17 protein-coding genes are annotated in these 20,929 nt (G+C 71.4%); 1 reads left to right on the top strand and 16 read right to left on the bottom strand.

Features of this window, described 5'->3' with window-relative positions; genetic code table 11:
• Positions 1-61: 61 nt before the first annotated feature.
• The 15 genes from VGW35_24490 to VGW35_24420 all read right to left on the bottom strand — a co-directional run bounded on the left by VGW35_24490 (position 62) and on the right by VGW35_24420 (position 19,088).
• A complete protein-coding gene (locus VGW35_24490) occupies positions 62-1,468 on the bottom strand; it encodes an OB-fold domain-containing protein (protein ID HEV8310831.1) in 1,407 nt (468 codons plus the stop codon).
• Between the two features lie 28 nt (positions 1,469-1,496).
• Positions 1,497-3,293, bottom strand: coding sequence for a CoA-transferase (locus VGW35_24485; protein HEV8310830.1), 1,797 nt, complete (start codon positions 3,291-3,293; stop codon positions 1,497-1,499).
• Positions 3,290-3,670 (bottom strand): DUF1232 domain-containing protein, encoded by a 381-nt coding sequence (locus VGW35_24480; protein ID HEV8310829.1) that lies wholly within the window; start codon positions 3,668-3,670, stop codon positions 3,290-3,292. The genes VGW35_24485 and VGW35_24480 overlap by 4 nt, the downstream gene beginning before the upstream one ends.
• A gap of 24 nt (positions 3,671-3,694) precedes the next feature.
• Entirely contained in the window at positions 3,695-4,474 is a 780-nt protein-coding gene (locus tag VGW35_24475) for a PASTA domain-containing protein (GenBank protein ID HEV8310828.1), read from the bottom strand.
• The gene (locus VGW35_24470; protein ID HEV8310827.1) at positions 4,471-6,456 is read right to left on the bottom strand and encodes a heterodisulfide reductase-related iron-sulfur binding cluster; all 1,986 of its coding nucleotides are present in this window, start codon (positions 6,454-6,456) and stop codon (positions 4,471-4,473) included. The genes VGW35_24475 and VGW35_24470 overlap by 4 nt, the downstream gene beginning before the upstream one ends.
• Before the next feature lie 80 nt (positions 6,457-6,536).
• Entirely contained in the window at positions 6,537-9,218 is a 2,682-nt protein-coding gene (locus tag VGW35_24465) for an interleukin-like EMT inducer domain-containing protein (GenBank protein ID HEV8310826.1), read from the bottom strand.
• Between the two features lie 32 nt (positions 9,219-9,250).
• Positions 9,251-10,237, bottom strand: coding sequence for a methylmalonyl Co-A mutase-associated GTPase MeaB (meaB, locus tag VGW35_24460; GenBank protein HEV8310825.1), 987 nt, complete (start codon positions 10,235-10,237; stop codon positions 9,251-9,253).
• Positions 10,238-10,441: 204 nt separating this feature from the next.
• Positions 10,442-11,626: a CaiB/BaiF CoA-transferase family protein gene (locus VGW35_24455; protein HEV8310824.1), complete on the bottom strand. Its 1,185-nt coding sequence runs from the start codon at positions 11,624-11,626 to the stop codon at positions 10,442-10,444.
• Positions 11,627-11,755: 129 nt separating this feature from the next.
• Entirely contained in the window at positions 11,756-12,343 is a 588-nt protein-coding gene (locus VGW35_24450) for a GAF domain-containing protein (protein HEV8310823.1), read from the bottom strand.
• On the bottom strand, positions 12,344-12,937 hold the full coding sequence (locus VGW35_24445; protein HEV8310822.1) for a cytochrome c3 family protein: 594 nt from the start codon (positions 12,935-12,937) through the stop codon (positions 12,344-12,346).
• A 6-nt stretch (positions 12,938-12,943) separates the two neighbouring features.
• A complete protein-coding gene (locus VGW35_24440) occupies positions 12,944-13,744 on the bottom strand; it encodes a hypothetical protein (GenBank protein ID HEV8310821.1) in 801 nt (266 codons plus the stop codon).
• A gap of 168 nt (positions 13,745-13,912) precedes the next feature.
• On the bottom strand, positions 13,913-14,788 hold the full coding sequence (locus VGW35_24435) for a cytochrome c (GenBank protein ID HEV8310820.1): 876 nt from the start codon (positions 14,786-14,788) through the stop codon (positions 13,913-13,915).
• 32 nt (positions 14,789-14,820) lie between these two features.
• On the bottom strand, positions 14,821-15,348 hold the full coding sequence (rimI, locus tag VGW35_24430) for a ribosomal protein S18-alanine N-acetyltransferase (protein HEV8310819.1): 528 nt from the start codon (positions 15,346-15,348) through the stop codon (positions 14,821-14,823).
• On the bottom strand, positions 15,329-16,045 hold the full coding sequence (tsaB, locus tag VGW35_24425) for a tRNA (adenosine(37)-N6)-threonylcarbamoyltransferase complex dimerization subunit type 1 TsaB (GenBank protein ID HEV8310818.1): 717 nt from the start codon (positions 16,043-16,045) through the stop codon (positions 15,329-15,331). The genes rimI and tsaB overlap by 20 nt, the downstream gene beginning before the upstream one ends.
• A 202-nt stretch (positions 16,046-16,247) precedes the next feature.
• Positions 16,248-19,088 (bottom strand): PAS domain S-box protein, encoded by a 2,841-nt coding sequence (locus VGW35_24420; GenBank protein ID HEV8310817.1) that lies wholly within the window; start codon positions 19,086-19,088, stop codon positions 16,248-16,250.
• Between the two features lie 413 nt (positions 19,089-19,501).
• Between VGW35_24420 and VGW35_24415 the strand changes: the two genes are divergently transcribed.
• Positions 19,502-20,176 (top strand): phosphoribosyltransferase family protein, encoded by a 675-nt coding sequence (locus VGW35_24415; GenBank protein ID HEV8310816.1) that lies wholly within the window; start codon positions 19,502-19,504, stop codon positions 20,174-20,176.
• A gap of 60 nt (positions 20,177-20,236) precedes the next feature.
• Here VGW35_24415 and VGW35_24410 read toward each other — a convergent pair.
• Positions 20,237-20,929: hypothetical protein (locus VGW35_24410; protein HEV8310815.1), on the bottom strand; the 693-nt coding region annotated here is incomplete at its 5' end.

Below are 20,929 nucleotides of genomic sequence, written 5' to 3'. Positions count from 1 at the left end.
ATCGCCGAGTTATTTAGCCTCCCCGGGGTGTAACTACTCCGGTGCGAAAACGCCAGCCAGATCAGCCGCCTAGCAGAGGGCGAAACTTCCAGAAGTAGTTGACCAGCTCGCCGCCCTCGTGGAAGCGGCGGAAGGTCAGCTCGACCGGCGTGTCGAACGTCACGGCGGCCGGGTCGCAGTCCGTCATCTGGGTGTAGAACCGGCCGCCGCCCTCGAGGTCGGCCGCCACCATGACCGTCGGCGGGTCGGGGGACGGCACCAGGTGGTCCCGGGTGAACGTGAAGACGCGGCCGCGGCGCGACAGCCGATGCTCCCCGAGCTCCTTGCCCGAGCACTGCCAGCACAGGTGGCGGCGCGGGTACTGGACCGCCCCGCAGGCCGCGCACTTCTGGCCATAGAGCCGCAGGTCCTGCCGCTCCTCGCGCTGCATGACGGGGAGGCTCGTGAAGGCCCGGATCGTCTCGGTCTCGACCAGTCGCCGGAACTGGAGGAATTTTCCATAGTGGACCAGGGGACGGCCGGCCCGGAGCTGGGCCGTCACCCCCCGGCGACGGTCCCACTGCTCGATCCGCTCGGTCGCCTCGAAGAGCAGCGCGTCGGCGCCCGAGCCGTATCCCACGACCAGGATCCGCTCACCGGGCTTCGCCTCCTCGAGCGCCGCGGCGAGAGCCAGGAGGGGCGATGCGGTGCCGGTGTTCCCGATCACCGCCAGCAGCGGGAGCCGCAAGAGCGCCTCGTCGGGGAACTTGAGGCTTCGGAGGATCCCCGGCGCCAGCCGCGCGTCCGGGGCGTAGCAGGCGACCTTCGCCACGTCCTCGCGCTTCCGGCCGAGCCGGGCCAGGAGCCCCTCGACGGCCTCCGGGATGAGCTTCTCGTACCCGTAGGCGCGGACGAACGTCGGGTCACCCTGCTCGGGGAAGCGGGCGTCGGCCTTCCGCCAGACGTCCGAGAATTCGTGGGTGAGCGAGTAGGCGCCCAGAAAGTGCGCCACGAGGTCGTCGCCGTCCCCCACGACGACGGCCGCCGCGCCGTCGCCCAGGAATGGCTCGAGGTCGCCCCCGGGCGCGGCGGTGCGGATGTCGGCGGCCGCCACCAGCACCTCGGGCGTGGTGCCCGCCCGCACCGCGTCCAGCGCGAGCCGGAGCGCGGTGGTGCCGGCCCGCAGGCTCCCGCCGAGATCCGCCACCCACACGTCCCGGCCGGTGTCCGCGACCGCCGCCAGGATCGCCGCCGACGACTTCTCCGCGTAGGGCGGGGTGGTGGTGGCCAGCATGACGCCGCCCAGCCCCTGCCCATCCCGCTCTCCGAGCGCGGCGAGACCCGCCTCCACGGCCATCGTCAGGCTGTCCTCGTCGTGATTCGCCACCGCGCGCTCGCCCCCGCCGCCGGCGCCCCACGCAGCCTCGAGCGTCTTGCCGGACAGCCGGTAGCGCGGAAGGTGCACGCCAAATCCACGGATGCCGATCATGCGTGACTCCTGGCCATGTCTTTCGACCTCACGCGTCGGGCCGCGCCCCGAGGAACTGCCGACGGGGATCGAAGGCACGCAGCAGCCAGAGCTCCTCGATCGTCGCCGGCGCCTCCACCCGGAGCCCCGGCGCGACCCGCACCTCCCATCCGCAGGCGGCGCGGATCGCCGAGACCGCGGCCTCCGCGTGTGGTCCCGCGGCCGGGAGGTAGCCGGTGAGGATGAGCTCGCCGTGGGCGTCCTCCTTCTCGAAGATGCCGAGCTGGGAGACGACCGTGCGGACCGCACGCCCCGGGCCGGTGACGTAGGGAACCTTCTCCACGAACCGGTTCCGGTCCTGGGCCACCGCGACCAGGACCTCGGCCGCGGCCGAGCACACGTCGTTGGCGCCGCCGGAGCCGGTGAGGTAACGCCGGCCCGGGATGAGCGTGGAGTTGATGTTGCCGGCCCGGTCGACCTGCCCGGCCCCCAGGACGCCGAGGGACCGGTTCCAGCGGCCGCCCATGAGCTGTCCCATCACGGTGAGGATGTCGCTCAGCGACTTCGCGGCCGGGAAGTTGCGGGTGGAGAAGATGAAGGGGTCGGCGGCTCGCGGGAGGTAGCCGAACATCCCGATCTCGGCCATGAGCTCGACCGGCACGCCGTCGGCCTTGAGCGCGTACGCGGCAAGCCAGGCGGCGAGGTTCGAGACGCCGATCCCGGCCAGGAGCGTCGTGAGCCCGGCCGCGCGGACGCGCGCCGCGATGCGCCGGGCGGCCGTCACCGCGAGCATCTCCCCTTCACTGGCGGCGGGCATGGTCGGGATCGTCGGGGCCAGCCCGGCGAGCTCCGCGCGCCAGGCCTCGGGATCGGCGGCGGCCCGGAGCGCGGCGACGCGCGCCGGCCCCAGTCGGCGCGCGTACTCGGCGGGGCTGGGACACCCGAACACCCACTCGGTGAGCCACGCCTCGGCGGTCCGGGGCTCGGCGAACGCCTCCCGCTGGACGCGCGCGAACTCGTAGTCCTCGGCGTATCCCGCGACACCGGCGGTGGCCGCCAGCGGGCTCAGCATTCCCCCCGGATGCCCGCCGAGCGGCGCTTCGGCCACCGCGCGGACATGGGTGCCGGGGAGCCGAACCAGGTGGGCATGGCGCCGGATCACCTCGGTGGGCACGATACGCTCGACCGTCACCACCGCTCCCTCGCGCGCGGCCAGGGCGCCGTAGACCCCTTCCCCGGCCGGCGCCGGCAGCAGCGTGTTGCCCGCCCGGTCGGCGGCGAGGCCGTGGACGAGCGAGAGATCCGGCACCAGGGCCCGCACCAGGGCGACGCGCCCGCCCCCGCCGAAGGGGTCGTCCGCCGCGACCACGTCGCCCGCGTTCGCCTCCTCCATGGTGGAGCCGAGCAGCGACCGGGTGGGCAGGTACGGGAGCCCCATCGCGCCGGCCAGCAGCCGGAGCGGCAGGCTCAGGATCGACCAGTTCTGGATCTCGACCGCCCCCCGCCGCCAGGCCGCGTCCAGGAGCGGGCTCGGCGCCGGACTGGGGTACGACTCGCCACAGAACGAGGTGACGACGCGCCGGGTCAGCCCTCCGTGGACGAGGGCGACCCAGGCGCCGGTGAGGCCGACCGCCACCACGGTGAACCGCGGGTCGCGCCCCCAGAACTGCCGCATCAGCTCGTACACCGCCGCCTGCGGGCGCGCGTGGGCCGTCGACAGATGCAGGGTCATCTCGGGCCGCGCGTGACGGCGGATCGCCTCGTCGAGCGGCAGGACCTTGTCCGGACCCTCGACGAGGGGGAGCGCGAGCCGCGCCTCGACCGCCTCGAGGAACCCCCCGGTCATGCCGACTGGCTCGCGGGAGGCGGGCCGAACACCCGCGCCTTCCATCGCCGCGGGACCCAGCCGGCGATGCGGGCCGCGATCTGGCTCATCCGCTCGAGGCTGGCCGGGTCGCCGGGCCAGTGCTCGAGGATGATCTGCCGGTCGACGTAGTTCACGAGCCCATCGACGACGACGGAGGCGATGATCACGTCGTCGAGGTATCCGAGACCGGGAATGAAATCGGGAATAACGTCGATCGGGCTGGCGAGATACACCGCGGTGACACCGAGGATCGCCTTCACCCGGGTCGGCACGCGCGGGTCCCCGGTGAGCCGCGCGATGAGCCCGGCGAGCTGCGGGAGGAGCAGCAGCAGTTCGCGCACCGCGCGGAAGCGCATGGAACCGCGAGTCTCCGCGCGGCGTCAGCGCGGCGTGATGACGGTCACCCCGGCCGCCGTCGCCGAGAGCGTGACGTTGACGGCGGCCTGGCGCGACACTCTGGCCCCGGCGGCCGGAGCCTGCTTCACGACGTAGCCGTCGCGCGGACCGGTGGTCGTGCCGAGCCGGAGGCCGACCGCCTGGAGGTCGCGCGAGGCGGCGTCGAGCCGCGCTCCCACGACGTTCGGCACCAGGACCTCGCGGCCGGAGCCGGCCGGCGCCGACTCCGCCGGCGGCGTCCCGGGGCCGGCCGCGCCCCTCCCCGCGGCGAGGAGGCGCGCTTCGGCATGGAGGGCGCGGAGCCGCTCGCTCTCGGCGCGGGCGCGGGCGGACATGACGGCGGCCTCGTGAGCGGCCAGCAGGGCGCGCTGCTCGAGCACCCCCCGCCGGATAGGGTCGGGCCCGCCGCCGGAGGGATTGGTGGCCGACAGGCGGGCCAGCGCCGTGACGAGCTGATAGGTTTCGTCGGCGCTCAGCTGGGTCTGCCGGCGGTAGGCGGCGAGGGCCTCGTGGGCCGTGCCTGCCTCATCGAGGAGCGCCTTCAGGGCCTCGGCGTCGCGATCATGGGCCTTGAGGGCCTGGAGCTGCTTCAGGAAGCTCCCGCCCTGCTCCTGGGCGGCGGCGGCACCCTCGTCGGCCGCCTTGGCCATGTCGAGGGCCTTGGCGCCCTCGGTGCTGAAGAACCGGCCCTGGCCCGCCGCCCCCGTCGCGCCGGCCGCGAGCGCGATCAGCGCGATCGCGAGCGCTCGCCCCGGGCGCCTCACGGCAAGGCCTCCGCGACGAGCTCGGCGATGTCCTTCACCTGGAGCGTGTCCTCCACGCCCTTCACCTTCCGCCCGAGGTCCACCATCGCCATGCAGAACGGGCAGGCGGTCCCGACCGTCGTGGCCCGCGTGGTCAGGACTTCCTCGACCCGGATCTCGTTGATCCGCCTCTCGCCGCGCACCTCCATCCACATGTGCCCGCCGCCCCCGCCACAGCAGAGTCCCTTGTTCCGGCTCCGAGCCATCTCGACGAGCCTGATGCCCGGAATCGCCTGGAGGCTCTCGCGAGGGGCCTCGAAGATCCCGTTGAACCGCCCCAGGTAGCACGAGTCGTGGTAGGTCAGGAGCTCCTCGCGCGGCCGCGTCAGAGTGAGGCGCCCCTCGCGGATCAGCTCCGCGATCACCACCGAGTGGTGCCGCACCTCGAAGTCACCCCCGAACTGCTTGTACTCGTTTCCGATGGTGTTGAAGCAGTGCGGGCAGGCGGTGATGACCCGCCGGAACCGATAGCGCTTGAGGTTCTCGACATTCTCGGTGGCGAGCGTCTGGTAGGTGTATTCCTCCCCGAGCCGCCGGGCGGCGTCGCCGTTGCACTTCTCCTCCGGCATCACCGCGAACGAGACGCCGGCCGCCTTGAGGATCGTCACGACCGCGCGCGCGATGCTCTGGTTCCGCCGGTCGTAGGACGCGGAGCAGCCGACCCAGTAGAGGTACTCGACCTCTTCACCCTCCCGGAGCCGGGGCACGTCCAGTCCGTCCGCCCACGCGAGCCGGTCGGCGGCCGCCAGGCCCCAGGGGTTCCCGGCCCGCTGCATGTTCTGAAGGCTCGCGCCGGCGGTCGACGGCAGGGCGCCCTCCGACAGCGAGAGGTACCGCCGGAGGTCGACGATCGTGTCGAGGATGTCGATGAACGCCGGGCAGGCCTCGACGCAGGCGTTACAGGTCGTGCAGGCCCAGAGCTCGCCGGCCGTGATGGTGTCGCCGTGAATCGCGCGCCCGTTCGGCGCGTGCATGAGCCCGCGGAGCTTGAGGATGATCTGCTTGGGATTCAGCGGCGTCCCCGCCAGGTAGGCGGGACAGGCCGCCTGGCAGCGCCCGCACATGGTGCAGGCGTCGAAGTCGAGCCGCCGCTTCCAGGAGAACTCCTCGAGCCGGGAGACCCCGAGCGACTCGGCCTCCTCGATGTTCGGGATGGGCTGGAGCGCCCCCTGGGGCCGGAGCTTCGCGAAGAAGATGTTCAGCGGCGTCGTGATGAGGTGGATGAAGTAGGAATACGGGATCAGGGCGATGAACGCGAACGAGATGGCGAAGTGGAAGATCCATGTCCCGAGATGGAGTCCGCGCAGTGCGGGCTCGGTCAGGCCGGCGGCCAGGAAGACCCGCCCCAGGGCCCAGCCGACCGGCGACCACGGTCCCCACCAGGGCTGGGTGACGGCGAGGCGGCAGGCCTCGATGACGAAGCCGGTGACGTTGATGGCGAGCAGGAGCGCCAGGATGAACGCAAAGTGGGGCGTCGGGTCGAGCTGCTTGGGGCGCCGGCCGAACCGGCGGAAGAGGGCGAGGCCGAGGCCGACGACGAAGAACAGCCCGAAGAGGTCGAGGCTTAGCTCGTAGAGGAGATAGAAGCGTCCCTTGAGGAGCTTGAATCCGAGCGGGAGCGTGATGTCGTAGTCGATGGTGGCGAGGACCGTCCCCAGGAACAGCACGCCGAAACCCCAGAACATCAGGGCGTGCATGACCCCGGGATAGCGCTGGCTGAGCGTCCTCGCCTGAACGAGGCCGTGACGCCAGAGCATCCGGAGGCGCTCGGGGGCGCGGTCGAACCGGTTCTCCGGCTTGCCTTCCCGCCACAGCGCCACCCGCTGCCAGAGCCCGAGGGCGAACGCGCCGATCGCCACCACCGACAGGACGTACAGAAGGAACTGGGCCCAGTCGGGGACGTTCCAGAAGGTGTTGCGGAAAGGGGTCTCGTAGGGCGGCATCGCGCAGGAACCCTCGCAATTAGACCACGGCAACTACGCGGGGATCAAGGATGTCCGGCACCCGACCCCCGGTCGCCGCGTCAGCCCCGATGGAGCGCGAACGCCGTCAGCTCGAACCCGACGGAGGCCCCGGTCTGCCCGGCGACCATCTCGGGGTGTCCGACCACCAGCTCGATCACGCGGGGCCCGAGGGCCTCGAGGGCCGAGCCGGGCGGAGCTCCCGTGACGCCCACGAACGCCTGCGCCTCCCGGAAGTGCCCGCGGAGATCGCCGGCGACGCCGAGCGTGCGGAGAGCGCCCACCGCGTCGGCGGTGAGCTGGCCGGACCCCTCGTCCCGGACCGCCCCCGCCACGATCGTCCCTGTCGGCAGGGCACGGATCCACGCCGCCAGCCGGTGGGCGGCCTCCGCGCTGAGGAACGTATCGAAGACGTCGGCCGCCACGAGCTCCCCGCGTGGACTCAGCGCGACCAGGTTGTACCCGCGGTGGTCAGGCGCCAGCTCGACGCCGTCGAGCTGGATCGAGCTGGAGCTGCCCTGGGGCTGGCCGGCACTCACAACGCGCAGGTCTCCGGGACTCACGACGCCTGTTCCCCCGATCCGGTAGCGGGCGTCCCGGATGGCCGGCGGGCGCCGGTAGCGATATTTCAGCCCGATGACGTTGGGAGCGGCCTCGAAGAACGGCCGGGCGAGAGTCACGGTCGCTCGAGCCACGCCGTCGAGCGGGACGCGTCCGACCCGGCGCCGGTTCAGGTCGATATCGACCCACTGCTCGAGCGCGCGGTCGGTCCTGAGAGGCCGGAGGGAGATGTCCAGCACCGGGTGGTCGCGCACGAACCCGTACGACACCCACCGCTCGACCCGCACTCCGCGCTCCGGAAGCGGGACGATCTCGTACAGGTCCTCGTTCCCGAACGTCCCGCGGAACCGCAAGAGGGGCGGCGCCGTCTGGCGGAGGGCCAGCCAGACCGGACGCCACTCGTTCAGGAGCCCGGGGTCGGCGAGTCGGACCACGAGGTACCGCACCGGGTAGATCCGCCGCAGAGCCGCCTGCGCCTCCGGAACCGGGAACGGGGTGCCCGGCGTCGTCAGGAGGCCCGAGAGCTCCTCGAGCAGATCGATCGGGAACCCGGCATAGCCATTCACGACGCGCTTGCCGTGATCGACCGACCGGAACATGGCGTCCGCGTCGGGCCCGGGGACGTTGGCAGGCCACTCGAGGACCGCGACGTCGTCCGGATCGGCCCGGATCGCCGCGTCGACAGCCCGCGGCCGCGTCGCGACGGCGGCGTAGGGGAGACGCACCGTCCCGAACTCGAGGAGCATCAGGAGCGTGGCGGCGACGGCGGCGGCCCGACGCCCCCACGCCGGGAGCCGCGCGCTCAGCCACTTGAGACCGAAGGCGGCGAGCAACGCCGTCGCGAAAACCACCAGGAGCCCGATCCGTGTCGCGCCCCGAATGGCGTGAAGCGGCAGGAGGTAGGGATAGAGCCAGGCGTAGAGTCCGCCGCCGAGGGGGCGGTGGGCAACCCGGGCCTCGGGTCCGAGCGACAGGAGCACTGCGAAGGCGATGAGAACCAGCAGGCTACCGACCCAGTCGCGGTCGGTCAGGCGCCGATCGCGGATGTCCTGCCGCCAGCGTTCCCAGCCTTCCGCCCCGTGCCGGGCCAGCGCGAGGACGAGCAGGGCCACGCCGGCGGTCGAGAAGGCGCTGCGCACCGACCCGACGCGGATCGGCCGCCCGGCCACCGCGAGGAGGATTGTGAGGGTGAGGCAGACCCATACCCCGGCCGCGAGCCAGCGTTCCGCCCGCCCTCGGACACGCTGCCCGTCCCCCCGCAGCCACGCCAGGCTAACGACCGCCAGCCCGAGCGCGCTCAGTCCCACGAAGAGCGGGGTCTCGGCCACGTAGCGGATCGGGACCGGCCGGGCGAGCCAGGTTCCGTCCGTGCTCACGTAGGTCAGGAGGTCGGCGGAACGCCCGAACGCCTCATCGAGACCCCGCTCGAGCCCCAGCTCCTGTCGGGTCACGAAGTACGGCCGGGCGACCGGCAGCAGCGCGAGGGCCAGCGCGGCACTTCCGAGAGCGGCCGCCACGAGGGTTCGGAGCCGCCAGCAGCTCCAGCGGAGGGCGACGTACTGGGCGGCGACCACTGCCAATCCGAGGCCGAGGATCACGCCGTAGTAGACGACCGCCACCGCCTGCATCCAGAAGACGACCAGGAGGGTGGCGAGGTGGCGCAGGCGCTGCTCCTCCAGAAACCGAACCAGGGCGTAGACGGCCAGCGGCACCCCGAAGGCCATCTCGATCTGGAACTCCCCGTAATACAGGATGCGGGCCGGGCAAAGCACGAAGATCAGGGCGCCCACGAGCGCGGCGGGGTGGTGGCGTGTGAGCCAGAAGGTGACCGCGTACATGGCCCAGCCCGAAACGGCCCAGAAGAGCACCAAGGCGACCTTGAACGCGAGCACCGCGTCGTGGGTGAGGCCCGCCAGGGAGGCGACGAGCAGGGCGGGAGTGAGGAGCGGTTCGGCAAGCGTGATGCTGTTCCCGAGCGGGTAGAAGGCCGTCCCTTGCAGGAGATCGCCGGGGTGGGTCAGGAGGTTCCGGGCGATGACGTGGGTGACCAGGATGTAGAGCCGCGAGCAGGGGTCGTCCTGGGGCGCCGGGAGATCGGAAGGGGCCCGCATGAGCGGCCACGTATAGAAGGTGACGAGCCCGAGGAACACTACACCCACCAGGACGTGGCTGCCCAGCCTCATCCTCCGCCCACCGTCCCGCAACCGACCGAAACCTAGAGACGGGCCCTGGGCACGAGGCGGAAGCGGTCGAGGATCTCGGCGATCGCCGTGTACGGATCCAGGCGGCCGGCCTCCACCTCGGCGATCAACGGCGCGAGCGACGCGCCATCGGCGAGGGCGCGATCGACCTCGCGCCGGAGCTCGGCGACGATGAGGTCGCGCAGCTCCCGGGCTCGCCGCGCTTGCCGTCGCCGCTCGAGCATCCCGCTGGTCGTGAGGGCCTCGCGATGCCGGCCCACCTCGGCCCACAGCTCCTCCACGCCGCCGCCGCTCACCCCCACGGTGCCCAGGATCGGCACCTCCCAGTCCAGCTGGCGGGAGGCCTGCTGGCCCTCGCGGTGGAGGTGGACCATGTACCGGAGCTCCGTCATCAGCGCCTGGGCGCCGTCCCGGTCGGCCTTGTTCACGACGAAGATGTCGGCCACCTCGAGAAGCCCCGCCTTCATCGTCTGAATGGCATCGCCCGACTCGGGGACCAGCACCACGACCGTGGTGTCAGCCAGCTTGATGATGTCGAGCTCGGTCTGGCCGACGCCGACGGTCTCGATCAGGATGAAGCCCATCCCGAAGGCGTCGAAGAGCTTCTGGACGTCGGCGGTGGCGCGGGCCAGCCCGCCCAGGCTGCCGCGGGTGGCCATGCTGCGGATGAAGACGCCGGGGTCGAGGGTGTGCGACTGCATGCGGATGCGGTCACCGAGCACCGCCCCGCCGGTGAAGGGACTGGTCGGGTCGACGGCGACGATGCCGACCGGAGCCTCGGTCTTGCGAAAGAGCGCGGTCAGGGCGTCGACCAGCGTGCTCTTGCCGGCCCCCGGCGGCCCCGTGATGCCGACCGTGTAGGCCCGGCCGGTGCGGGGGTAGATCCGCCGCATGATCTCCGGGACCAGCGGTGACCGGTTCTCCACGAGGGTGATCAGCCGGGCCAGCGCCAGGCGGTCGCCGCCCAGCATCCGGTCGACCAGCTCGAGGCCGCGCTCCATTGCTACTCTATCGGAGGGGGCCTCCACGGCCCCCTCCGAGACCTCCCCCAGGAAGGGTGGCGGCGGCGAAGCCGCCGCTCGGAGCGGACCACCGCGAGCGCGGCGGTCCGGCTGCGCGGTGCGCACAGCAGGGGCCCGCGCACGGAGCGCTTCGGCCACGGGCGCGCTGACCAGCAGCCCGGCGCGGTGTCTTTCAGCATTCTGCTAGACGACGCCGTCGCGCCGGAACCCCTGGATCGTCTCCGCGTCGTAGCCGAGCTCCTCGAGCACCTCGTCCGTGTGGGCGCCGAGCTCGGGAGGCGCCTGCTCGATTCGGCCCGGCGTCGCGGAGAGCTTGACCGGAAACGCGACCTGGGGCAGCGGCCCGATGGCCGGGTGCTCGACTTCCTGGAAGAGACCGCGGTGGGCGAGCTGCGGGTCCCGAATCACCTCGTCGAGGGTGAGCACGGGCCCGGCACAGACATCGGTCGTCTGGAGCAGTCGGACCCACTCGTCCCGGCTCCGGGTCCGGAAGATGCTACGCAGTTCCGCCTCCACCCGGTCGCGGACCTCCCCCTCCGCGTACTGGTGCGCCACCAGGTCCTCCCGCCCCAGCACGCGGCAAAGATTCGCCCAGAACTTGGGCTCGAGCGCTCCGAGCGTGATGTGCCGGCCGTCGGCCGTCTCGAAGACCTGGTAGCAGACCCACCCGCCGTTGAGCCGCTCCTCGCCCCGCCCAGGCTGCTTGCCGGTGGCGAAGTAGGGCCCCAGATACGGCGCGAGCCACGACACGACACCGTCGGTCATCGAGGCGTCGACGAGCTGACCACGGCCGGACACCATCCGGTGATGGAGGGCGGCGGCGATGCCGAACGCGGCCAGGAGCGAGCCGCCGCCGAGGTCCGCGACCTGCACGCCCGGCATCAGGGGCGCGCCGCCGCGAGGGCCGGTAACCGAGAGAGCCCCGGCGTATCCCATGTAGTTGATGTCGTGCCCCACGAGGTGTCGGTACGGGCCATCCTGCCCGTAGCCCGAGATGGCGCAGTAGACCAGCCGGGGGTTGAGCCCCGAGAGGACCTCCCAGCCGAGGCCGAGGCGATCCATCACCCCCGGCCGGAAGCTCTCGAGCAGGACGTCGGCGGTGGCCGCGAGACGCCGGAAGACCTCCTTGCCGGCGTCGCTCTTGAGGTTGAGCGCGATGCTCTTCTTGTTCCGGTTCAGCAGGAGGAAGTAGGCGCCGATGCCCGATTGCCCCCAGTGGGGAGCCGACGCCCGCGCGTAGTCGCCCAGGCCGGGCTCCTCGACCTTGATGACCTCGGCCCCCAGGTCCGCGAAGAGCAGCGAGCAGTAGGCCCCGGGAAGCAGCCGGGTGAGGTCGAGAATCCGAATCCCCGCGAACGCTCGCGCCATGGCACCTCGCCGCCGCACAAAAAAACGCGGACCGGGGCGCACCCCGCGTCCTCGCCTGATTGTGTCACCCGCCGGCGGCGCGTGTCAAAGAGGTTGGGAGGGGGTCTTCCGAGACTCCCCCGAAATGACCTAGAGAGGTGGCAGGGGCGGACTCGCCACTCTCTCGCGCAGTCGCGCGAGCCCCGCCTGCACCTCGCCGATCAGGCGGGCGGCCAGGACGGCGTTCGCCAGGAATTCGGCGAGCTGCGTGAGGAGCGGGATGTGGGTGGTCAGACCGGCAGGATCGCGGGTCCCGACGTTGAAGGTCCCGATGACCTTGCCCCGGATCAGCAGGGGGATCGCCGCGTACGCGGTGATGCCCAGGCTCCGGAGCGGCGCGTCCTCCCACAGCGGCTCGGGCCCCTGGAAGCCGTCCCGGACGAAGGGCTGCCCCGTCCGCATCGCCTCCCAGAAGCCCGAGCGCCGGTCGACGACCTCGCCGACGCGGAGCGCGCCGGTGCCCGGCGGCGAGGAGAGGAAGACGCGCGCGGTGTGCTCGTCCAGGTCCTCGAGGACGAGGCTGACCCAGTCGTAACGGAGCTGCCGGGCGGTCTCGCGGACCGCCGTCTCGAAGATCTCCCACTCGTCGCGCACGGACCCGATGGACTGGAGGATCTTCCGGAGCACCTCGAGGAGCTGGGCGCGCTCTTCCGGGCTTCCCGCTTCGACCGTCGTCACCTACCCCCCGACCTCCTCGCCCATGCGCTCGTGGCAGTTCCGGCAGATCGGGAGCACGGTCTTCCGCTCGATGAACGCGAGCCGCTTCTGGCCGGACGTGTGCGACGTGTGACAGGCCACGCAGGCGATCTTGACGGACCGGTGCTCGATGATCGCGTGGAACGTGTCGCCCCGCCCCTCCTGGGCCTCCTCCTGCTCGAGGCTCACCTTCACGATCGGGTCATGGCACTGCCGGCACTCCGCGTCGCGCAGGCGAAGTCGCATGCCCCGAGGCTCGCCGTAGCGCCCGACGAGGAACTTCACGGTGTCGAACCCGGCCACCGCCCACACGCGGAGCCGCATGGCCGGGTCGGCCCCGCCGTGGCAATCGATGCAGCGGACGCCCTGCCGGCTCGCGTGGTGGGCGGAGGCCAGATCGGTCGCGGTCGGTCGCGCCTGGAAGCGGGTGAACTTCTCCTCGTGGAGGTGGCACGAGACGCAGAAGCGGTCGTCCCGCTCCTTCGTGTACAGGGCGCTGCCGAACACGAGGGGAAGGCCGAGGCCCAGACTCACCAGGGCGGCACCAGCCGTCCAGGCCCCCGCCTCCCCCCGCATGGGGCGCTACCGGACGGTGACGCTGACCGGCTTGGAGAAGAGGATGTGTCCGGACGGGCCACCGGGCCCGCCGCGCGGGAGCACGGTGCCGGTCCGCTCGACGGTGCCGACAGGCGAGGCCTTCTCGGTGCCGTAGTGGAAAGCCACGTAGAGGGTGTAGGTGCCGGGCTCCTGCGGCGCGCGGAGCGTCCACACCACCTTGGATTCGGGGAAGGCCTTCTTCTCGAGGTCGGACTTGTGATTGAAGACGAGCGCCGAGTTCAGGTTCTTCCGAAGCCCCTCGGCGCGTCCGTCCGTCCAGCGTGTCTGCGGCTGTCCGTCCGGCCCCGTGACCTTAGGCGCCCCGACGATGAACCAGCCGTCAGCCGACACGGGTCGGGTCTGGAACCGGACGTCGGTGTCGACCAGGAAGACGCCCACTACCGGCCCGGCGCCACCCCGCACGGTGGCGGTGACGGTGATCTCCTGCCCGGGACGCGCGGAGGCAGGCCCCGTCAACGCGGCCGCCGCCGCGGCATCGACCGCCTTGACGTCGGTCAGCAGGCGGGCGCGGTCGCCCGGCGTCATGTCCTTGTAGGGCCCGTCACCGGCCTCGATCTGCTTGTAGTGCTTGTTCTCCACCCACTGGGCGTTCTGGAGGGCCTCCGGCGCGTTGCGGAGCTGTTCCTTCTGCATGGACGCGTGGCAACCGGCGCAGGAGGAGGCGAGGTCGGTGATGAGCAGCACCGGCCCCCCGTTGTACGCCTCGGTGACCGTCGCCGCTGCCAGAACGGTGGCTACCAGCCCGACCAACACGAAGTGCCTCATGCCGACCCCCTTCCGTGGACGTAAGCGGATGCGCGACTCGCTCCGGGCGCGCCGAGTATAGCATGTCGACGGCGGAGGGCACCCGCGCGCGCGCGCCCTTCGCAATTCCGGCGTCGGTTCATCGCACCTCCTTGCTCGACGGGACTCGAGCCCCGAGCGGGTCGAGGGTTACCTGATCACCTTGTGCTTGACGGGGGGAAGAGTCTTGAGGTAACGGGCGATGGCCAGTCGGTCCTCCTTGCTGAGGTCCTTGAAGCCGGCCGACGAGCCCTGGATCACCTCTCCCATCAACCCCCCCGCGACGTCACCATCCGGCTTGTGGCCGGTCCCCAGGTACTCGGCGATCTCCGCCTCGCTCCACGCGAGGCCGGTATCCTTGTCGGGCGTGATGTTCGGGACCGGATCGCCGTCCGCCCCCTTCGGATTGCCCCCCAGAAACCGCGAGTTGTCCGTCGCGTAGGTCATCGTCCGCGGGCTGTGGCACTCGCCGCAGTGGCTCACCGCCCGCACCAAGTACTCGCCGCGGGCCACGCCGGTGGTGGGCGCTGCCGGGGGCGGGACCTCGCGGGGCGCGAAGGCCGCCAGCCACGCCGGCAGGAAGACGCTTTCGAACAAGGGCACCGTGATGTGCTTGGACTGGTTCGGGCGGCTCACCGGCGGCACCGATCGCAGGTAGGCGACGAGGGCGCGCAGGTCCCCCTCGGCCATCCCGTTGAAGACCGTGTAGGGGTGGACCGGGATGATCCGCTCGCCGTCCGGCCGGCGGCCCAGGCGGATCGCGGCGATGATCTGATCGTCGGTCCAGCTCCCGATGCCCGTCTTCGGGTCTGGCGTGATGTTGGTAGAGTAGACCGTTCCGAACGGGCCGTCGTAGCGGCGCCCGCCGCTGTTGAGCGTCTTGTCGGGCTCGCTGTGACACCCGCAGCCGCCGGCGGCGCCGAAGACGTATTTTCCGCGAGCCACCGGGTCGCCGGCCCCACCGCCCTGCGCGCGCGCCACTGCCGGGAGCACACAGATGGAGAGCAGAAGGGAGAGTACTCCCATCAGCGCCGCGCGCATACTGTTCCGGTAACGCGTCAATCGGTCCGAGGGTTCCCGGCGGCCCGCCGGGCGGGCGGCTCCTCCCGGCCCGGCGTTCCGTCGGGAGCCAGGATCGCCTCCATGAGCAGGGCATCCTCGCCGGTGTCGAAGTAGTAGCCCTTGCGCAGGCCCACCTGACGGAAACCGAAGGACTCGTAGAGCCGCCGGGCCTCGTGGTTGCTGGGTCGCACCTCGAGGGCCACCCGGGCCGCCCCTTGCTGCCGATAGAGCTCGAGCAGCGTCCCCATGAGTCGGCGGCCGATCCCCCGGTGGCGATGGGCGGGATGGACGGCGAAGTTCGTCACGTGCACCTCGTGGGCGACGAACCAGAGGCACAGGTAGGCGATGACCGGCGCGCCGGGGCCTTCGGGGCTCCGAGCGACCCACAGCCGGGCGACCCGATTCTCCCGGAGCTCGTAGTGGAACGCCCGGCGGGACCAGGGATGAGGGAACGAGACGCGCTCGATCGCGAGGACCTCGTCGAGGTCGTCGAGCCGCATCGGCTCAATGCGGATGTCCGACACGCTGCCGCTCCCGGCCGAGCTCGGCTTCCGAGCGCCGGAGATACAAGGGAACGAGGGTGGCCGGGTCGGCGGCCTCGCCGCGGAGCAACGCGCCCCGTCCCAGCTCGGCCACCGTCGCGGCCGACGGCAGCCGGTGCGCGGGAGGGGCGAAGCGGGCGGCCGCACCCAGGGCGCGGCTCAGGACCGGGGCGGCCGGCGCCACGCCGTCACCCAGGAACACCACCGGCCCGAGGTCTTCCCGCCCGAGCTCCTCGGCCAGCGCCTCGGGCGCGAGCGCCCGGTAGTCCCAGAGCCGCTCCACCCGGCCCTCCCGAGTCCGGTAAAGCGCCGCGTAGACCTCGCCTTTCTTGGCGTCGAGGATCGGGCACACCGGGTAGGCGGCGAACGGAAGGCTCCAGGCCAGGGCATCGAGGGTCGGGACGCCGCAGAGCGGCGTACCCGTTGCGTAGGCCAGGCTCTTCATGGTGCTGACGCCGATCCGGAGCCCGGTGAACGAGCCCGGGCCGATGGCCACCGCCAGGCCCTCCACGTCCGCGAGCTGCCAGCGGGCGGCCTCGAGCAGGTGGTCGACCGCCGCCAGGAGGCGCTCGGAGTGAGTGACGGCGATGTTCAGGCGACACTCTGCCACCACGGTGTCGTCCTCGAGGAGGGCGGCCGCCCCCATGAGCGTGGAGGTCTCCACGGCGAGCAGCTTCACGCGGCCAGTCTAGGTCATTTCGGGGGGGTCTCGGAAGACCCCCCGATGCCCCCCCCGTCATTTCGGGGGGGTCTCGGAAGACCCCCCCGATGCCCCCCCGTCGTGGCGGCGGCGAAGCCGCCGCTCGGAGCGCGCCCGATCCCGGCGGTCCCGGGCCGGAGCCGACGCCCCCCGGGCCAACGGGAGCGGCGTCACGCTCCTCTCACCCGTCCAGGCTCTCGCGGACCTTGCGCGCCAGGGCGTCGAGGGTGAAGGGCTTGGGAAGGAACGCGCCCCGCACGTCGAACACGCCGCGCTGATCGATCGCATTGGCTGGGTAGCCGGAGACGTAGAGCACCTTCATATCGGGTCGCAGATTACCGAGCCGAGTGGCTAGCTCGAACCCGCTCATCTGCGGCATCACGACATCGGTCACCAGCAGCTGAATCGGCCCGGGGTGGCGCTCGCCGATCAGCAGGGCCTCGCCGGGATGCCGGGCCTCCAGCACGGTGTAGCCGAGGAGCTGCAGGATCTCGCGGGCGGCGTCGCGGACGCTGTCCTCGTCTTCGACGAGCAGGAGGGTCTCCGAGCCTCGGGGCGGTCCGGCCACCTCCCGGGGCGCTCCGAGGTCCGCCGCCACCGCTTCGACCCGGGGGAGATAGATCTTGAACGCGGTGCCCTGCTTCGGCTCGCTGTAGACCGAGATGTAGCCGTCGCTCTGCTTGACGATGCCGTAGACGGTCGCCAGGCCGAGTCCCGTCCCCTTTCCCGGCCCCTTGGTGCTGAAGAAGGGCTCGAAGAGGTGCGCCTGCGTCTCGGCACCCATCCCGACGCCAGTATCGCTCACGGCGAGCATGACGTAGGCGCCGGTCCGGGCCCCGGGATGGTGACGGACGAAGACCTCGTCGAGCTCGGCATTGGCCGTCTCCAGGATGAGGCGGCCGCCCTCGGGCATGGCGTCACGGGCGTTCACCGCGAGGTTGAGCAGCACCTGCTCGAGCTGGACCCGGTCCGCCCTCACCCGCCCGAGGGAAGGGCCGGGAACCGTGACCAGCTGGATGTCCTCGCCGATGAGCCGCCGCAGCATCTTCTCCATGCCGGCCACCACCGCGTTCAGGTCGAGGATGGTCGGCTGGAGGACCTGCTTGCGGCTGAAGGCGAGCAGCTGGTGGGTCAGGGACGCCGCGCGATCGGCGGTCTTCTCGATCAGCTCCACGTGCCGGCGCGCGGGATCGTCCGAGGCCATCCGATGGAGCAGGATGCCGGTCCGGCCGGTGATCACCGACAGCAGGTTGTTGAAGTCGTGGGCGACGCCGCCGGCCAGTCGGCCGATCGCCTCCATCTTCTGGGATTGGCGAAGCTGCTCCTCGCTGCGGCGCAGCGCCTCCTCGGCGCGCTTGCGCTCGCTGATGTCGCGGGTGATGGCCAGCAGCGCCGCGATCTCGCCGGCCCGGTCCCGCAGCGGGACCGCGTGGCTCTCGAGCCAGCGGCGGGTGCCCTTGATGCCGATGATCTGGAACGCCAGCTCGCCCGACTCACCCCGGAAGACTCGCTCCAGAAGGGCCCGGAAGGCTGAACGATACTCGGGGACGACCAGCGGATCGACCGGCTTGCCCAGCACCTCATCCAGGGAATCGGCCTCGATCATGGCCAGGCCTGCCCGATTCATGTCCAGCAACGTCGCGTTCGCGGCGACCAGCGTCACGCACTCCGGCTCGGTGTCGATGATGGTCCGGAGCAGCGTCTCGCTGGCGGCCCGGGCCGCCTCGGCTCGCTTGCGCTCGGTCATGTCCTTGATGATCCCCAGCGTCCCGTTGATCGTGCCGGCGGCATCCCGCAGGAGGGAGACCGACGTGTTGATCTCGACCCACCGGCCATCCTGGGCCCGGAAGGCGGTTTCGTAGTTCCGAATCTGCGCCTCGACCCGGAGACGCTCCATGAGGGCTCGCGCCTCCGCGCGGCCCGCGGGATAGAAATCCGCGACGGCCCGACCCAGGACGTCCGGGGATCGGTAGCCGAACATCTGCTCGGCCCCGGGACTGAAGTACGTGATCCGGCCGTGGACGTCCGTCGTGAGGATCGCGTCCGGGGAGTTCTCGAGAATGGACTGGAGGAAGTCACGGGCATCCTTGACGTCCCGGTAGAGGCGGGCATTCTCGAGGGCCAGGCCGGCATGGCCGGCGAAAGCCTGAGCCAGACGGATGTCCTCCGCGTCGAACGTCCGCCCTTCCAGGTCGCCCACCGCGAGCGCCCCGATGAGCCGATCGGCGACCCGCAGCGGGACGGCCAGGGCCGCTCGGAAGGTGGCATGCTCCAGGCCGGCCCGGGCCTCCGGCGTCAACACGATCCGGGGATCCGTCAGGACGTTGGGCGAGGCGACCGGCTGGCCCTCTCGCAGGGCGAGGCCGGCCAGTCCCGTTCCTCGGGGCAGCACGACGTTGCCGAAGGCGGGCCCGACCTCGCCGGACGCCGCCATCGAGACCAGGTCTCCGGAGTGCGGCTCGAGGCGATACAGGGCGGAAGCCCGCGTCCTGAGCAGCGTGCGGAGGCTGTCCACGATGCGCTGCCCCACCCGTTCGTGATCGAGCGACTGACTGAGGATGTTGCCGACCTCGGTCACTGCCTCGGCGGCGCGCCGGCGGACCTCGCTCTGCCGGAGCGCCGCTTCGGCTCGCCGCAGTCGGAGAAGGGCGCGCACGGTGGCCACCAGCTCGGCCGACTCGAAGGGCTTGGTCAGATACCCATCGGCGCCGGTCTCGAGCCCCCGGATCCGGTCGGCCACCTCCCGATAGACCCCGGAGAGCAGCAGCACAGGAACCGAGGCGGTCGCCGGATCGACCTTGAGCCGCCGGCAGACTTCGAATCCGTCGATGTCGGGCAGCCGCACATCGAGAATGATCAGGTCGGGGTGCCCGGGGTGATCAGCCGCCAGGCGGAGGGCGTCCGAACCGGTCGCGGCCTCCCGCACCCCGAATCCGGCGCCGTGCAGGACCTGGCGGACCAGGCGCCGCACTGTGTCGGAGTCGTCCACCACGAGGACGCTGATGGGCGGATCACTGGGCATGAGGTGTCGTCCTGGCGCTTCGGGTCGCGTGCCTCCCGGCAGTCAGGCCCTACGGTCCGGAAATGGCGTGAGTCTAGAGGGGACCGGACCCACCGTCAAGGTCGTCGGTCGGCCGGTGAAGCTGACGCTCGGGAACCGAAGTGCTCGGGAACCGAGGTTGACAAGGGGCGACGCGCGGGCCAGGATATGGCGAGCTTGGCCGACAACGTCATCCGTTTCTGTAACAACCCTGTCTGTGAGCGCTGCGACGAGCATCTGCGGCCGCCCCAAGTCCTCTGGAAGGCCGGGGCGCCGGTTTGCCCCGCGTGCCACGAGCCGCTGGTGGTCCGCGAAGCCCGACCACGCCCGCCGCTCCTCAGGGCCAGGAGCCGGCCCGAGTCGCCGGTGAGCCCGCGCGGACAGGAGGTGCGCTGATGCCCCCCCGGGACAAGCGGGCGCTCCCCGCGAGCGAGCCCGGCGCCTCGCGAGCCGCCCCGGTGGACCCCGAGGTCCGCGAGAAGATCCACCTCGAGATCTTGCGACGGACCGGGGCATACCGCGCCAACGACCACTTTCTGTTGCCCTCCGGCCACCACGCCCCCGAGTTCATCGACAAGGCCCTGGTGACGAGCGAGCCTTCGTTCACGGAGGGGCTGGGGGCGGTCATCGCCAAACACTTCGCCGAGTGGCCGGTGGACGTGGTCCTGTCGACGGGCCTGGGGGCCCTGATCCTGGCGCATTGCGTCGCCCGCGCCCTGCCCCACCGCCCGCTGCTCGTCTACGCCACCAAGGGAGTGACCGGGCCGCAGCGGCGCGTCCGGCTCCCGGACGAGTTCGCGCGGTTCATCACCCGGGGCGCGAAGGTCCTCATCGTCGAGGACCTGATCACCACCGGCGAGACCCTCAAGCTCCTCTTCCGTCTGGTCGAGCAAGCGGGCGGGACCGTCGTGGGGATCGCCTGCCTCTGGCAGCGGAACTCGAAGGTCGACCTGCGGGTCCCCGTGTTCAGCCTGGTCCGGCGGGACTTCCCGACCTACGACCCGAAGGACTGCCCCTTGTGCAAGCAAGGGGTACCGCTCAACGGGGAGTTCGCCTCGCGCTCCATGTAGCGCGCGGCGGAACCGCGGAACGACCGAGCGGCGGGCACCCGGTCCCGCCGCTCTTCCGACCTACGCCTCCACAGGCTCCCAGAATCCTTCCATGGCCCCCGCCTTCCGGTAGGCCAGGCGGACCCGCTCGAGATTCGAGGTGAAGAGGAGCCCGATCTTGGCGAATGGCTCGTAGAGCGGCCCCGACTCGTCGCCCAGCGGGAAGGGGATCTGCGGAAGCTTGTCGAGGTGGGCATGAATCTGGGCCTGGAAAGCCTGGAGCCGCTGGGCCAGGTCCTCCCGTCCCTTGGCCGCCCGCTGCATCATCGGCATCACCAGCGCGTCGAAGCCCTGCCGCCAGCTCGCCCCCGACGCGTCGTCCGGCACCGGCACCACCTCCACCCCGAGCTCGGCCAGGAACGTCCGGAGGAGGCCGCCGACCTTGTCCTTCATGAATGCCTCGGGCACCCCCACGCGTCGCCAGCCCTGCGGGCGGAGCCGCTGGGCCTCGGAGTAGAGCTCGCGCTTGAGACGCTCGACGTACTCCCCGTTCTGCTTCCACCAGTCCCGGATCATGCGCTTGCCCCAGAAGCGGATCATCGCGTAGTACTTGTCCTTCTGGTCCTTGCGGAAGGCGCTCCGGATGATCTGAGGCCAGGAGTAGAACTTCTCGGTCGCCTTGATGGCCGCCACCTGCAGCTCGTAGGGGGACATCCGCCGCGGATGGTGAACGACGTGGTGGCCGTCGTAGACCTCCCAGTCGGTGTTGAAGAC

This window comes from Candidatus Methylomirabilota bacterium (genome assembly GCA_036005065.1).
Taxonomy (GTDB): Bacteria; Methylomirabilota; Methylomirabilia; order Rokubacteriales; family DASRDR01; genus DASYQW01.
This window is presented reverse-complemented; position numbering and strand designations above follow the sequence as displayed.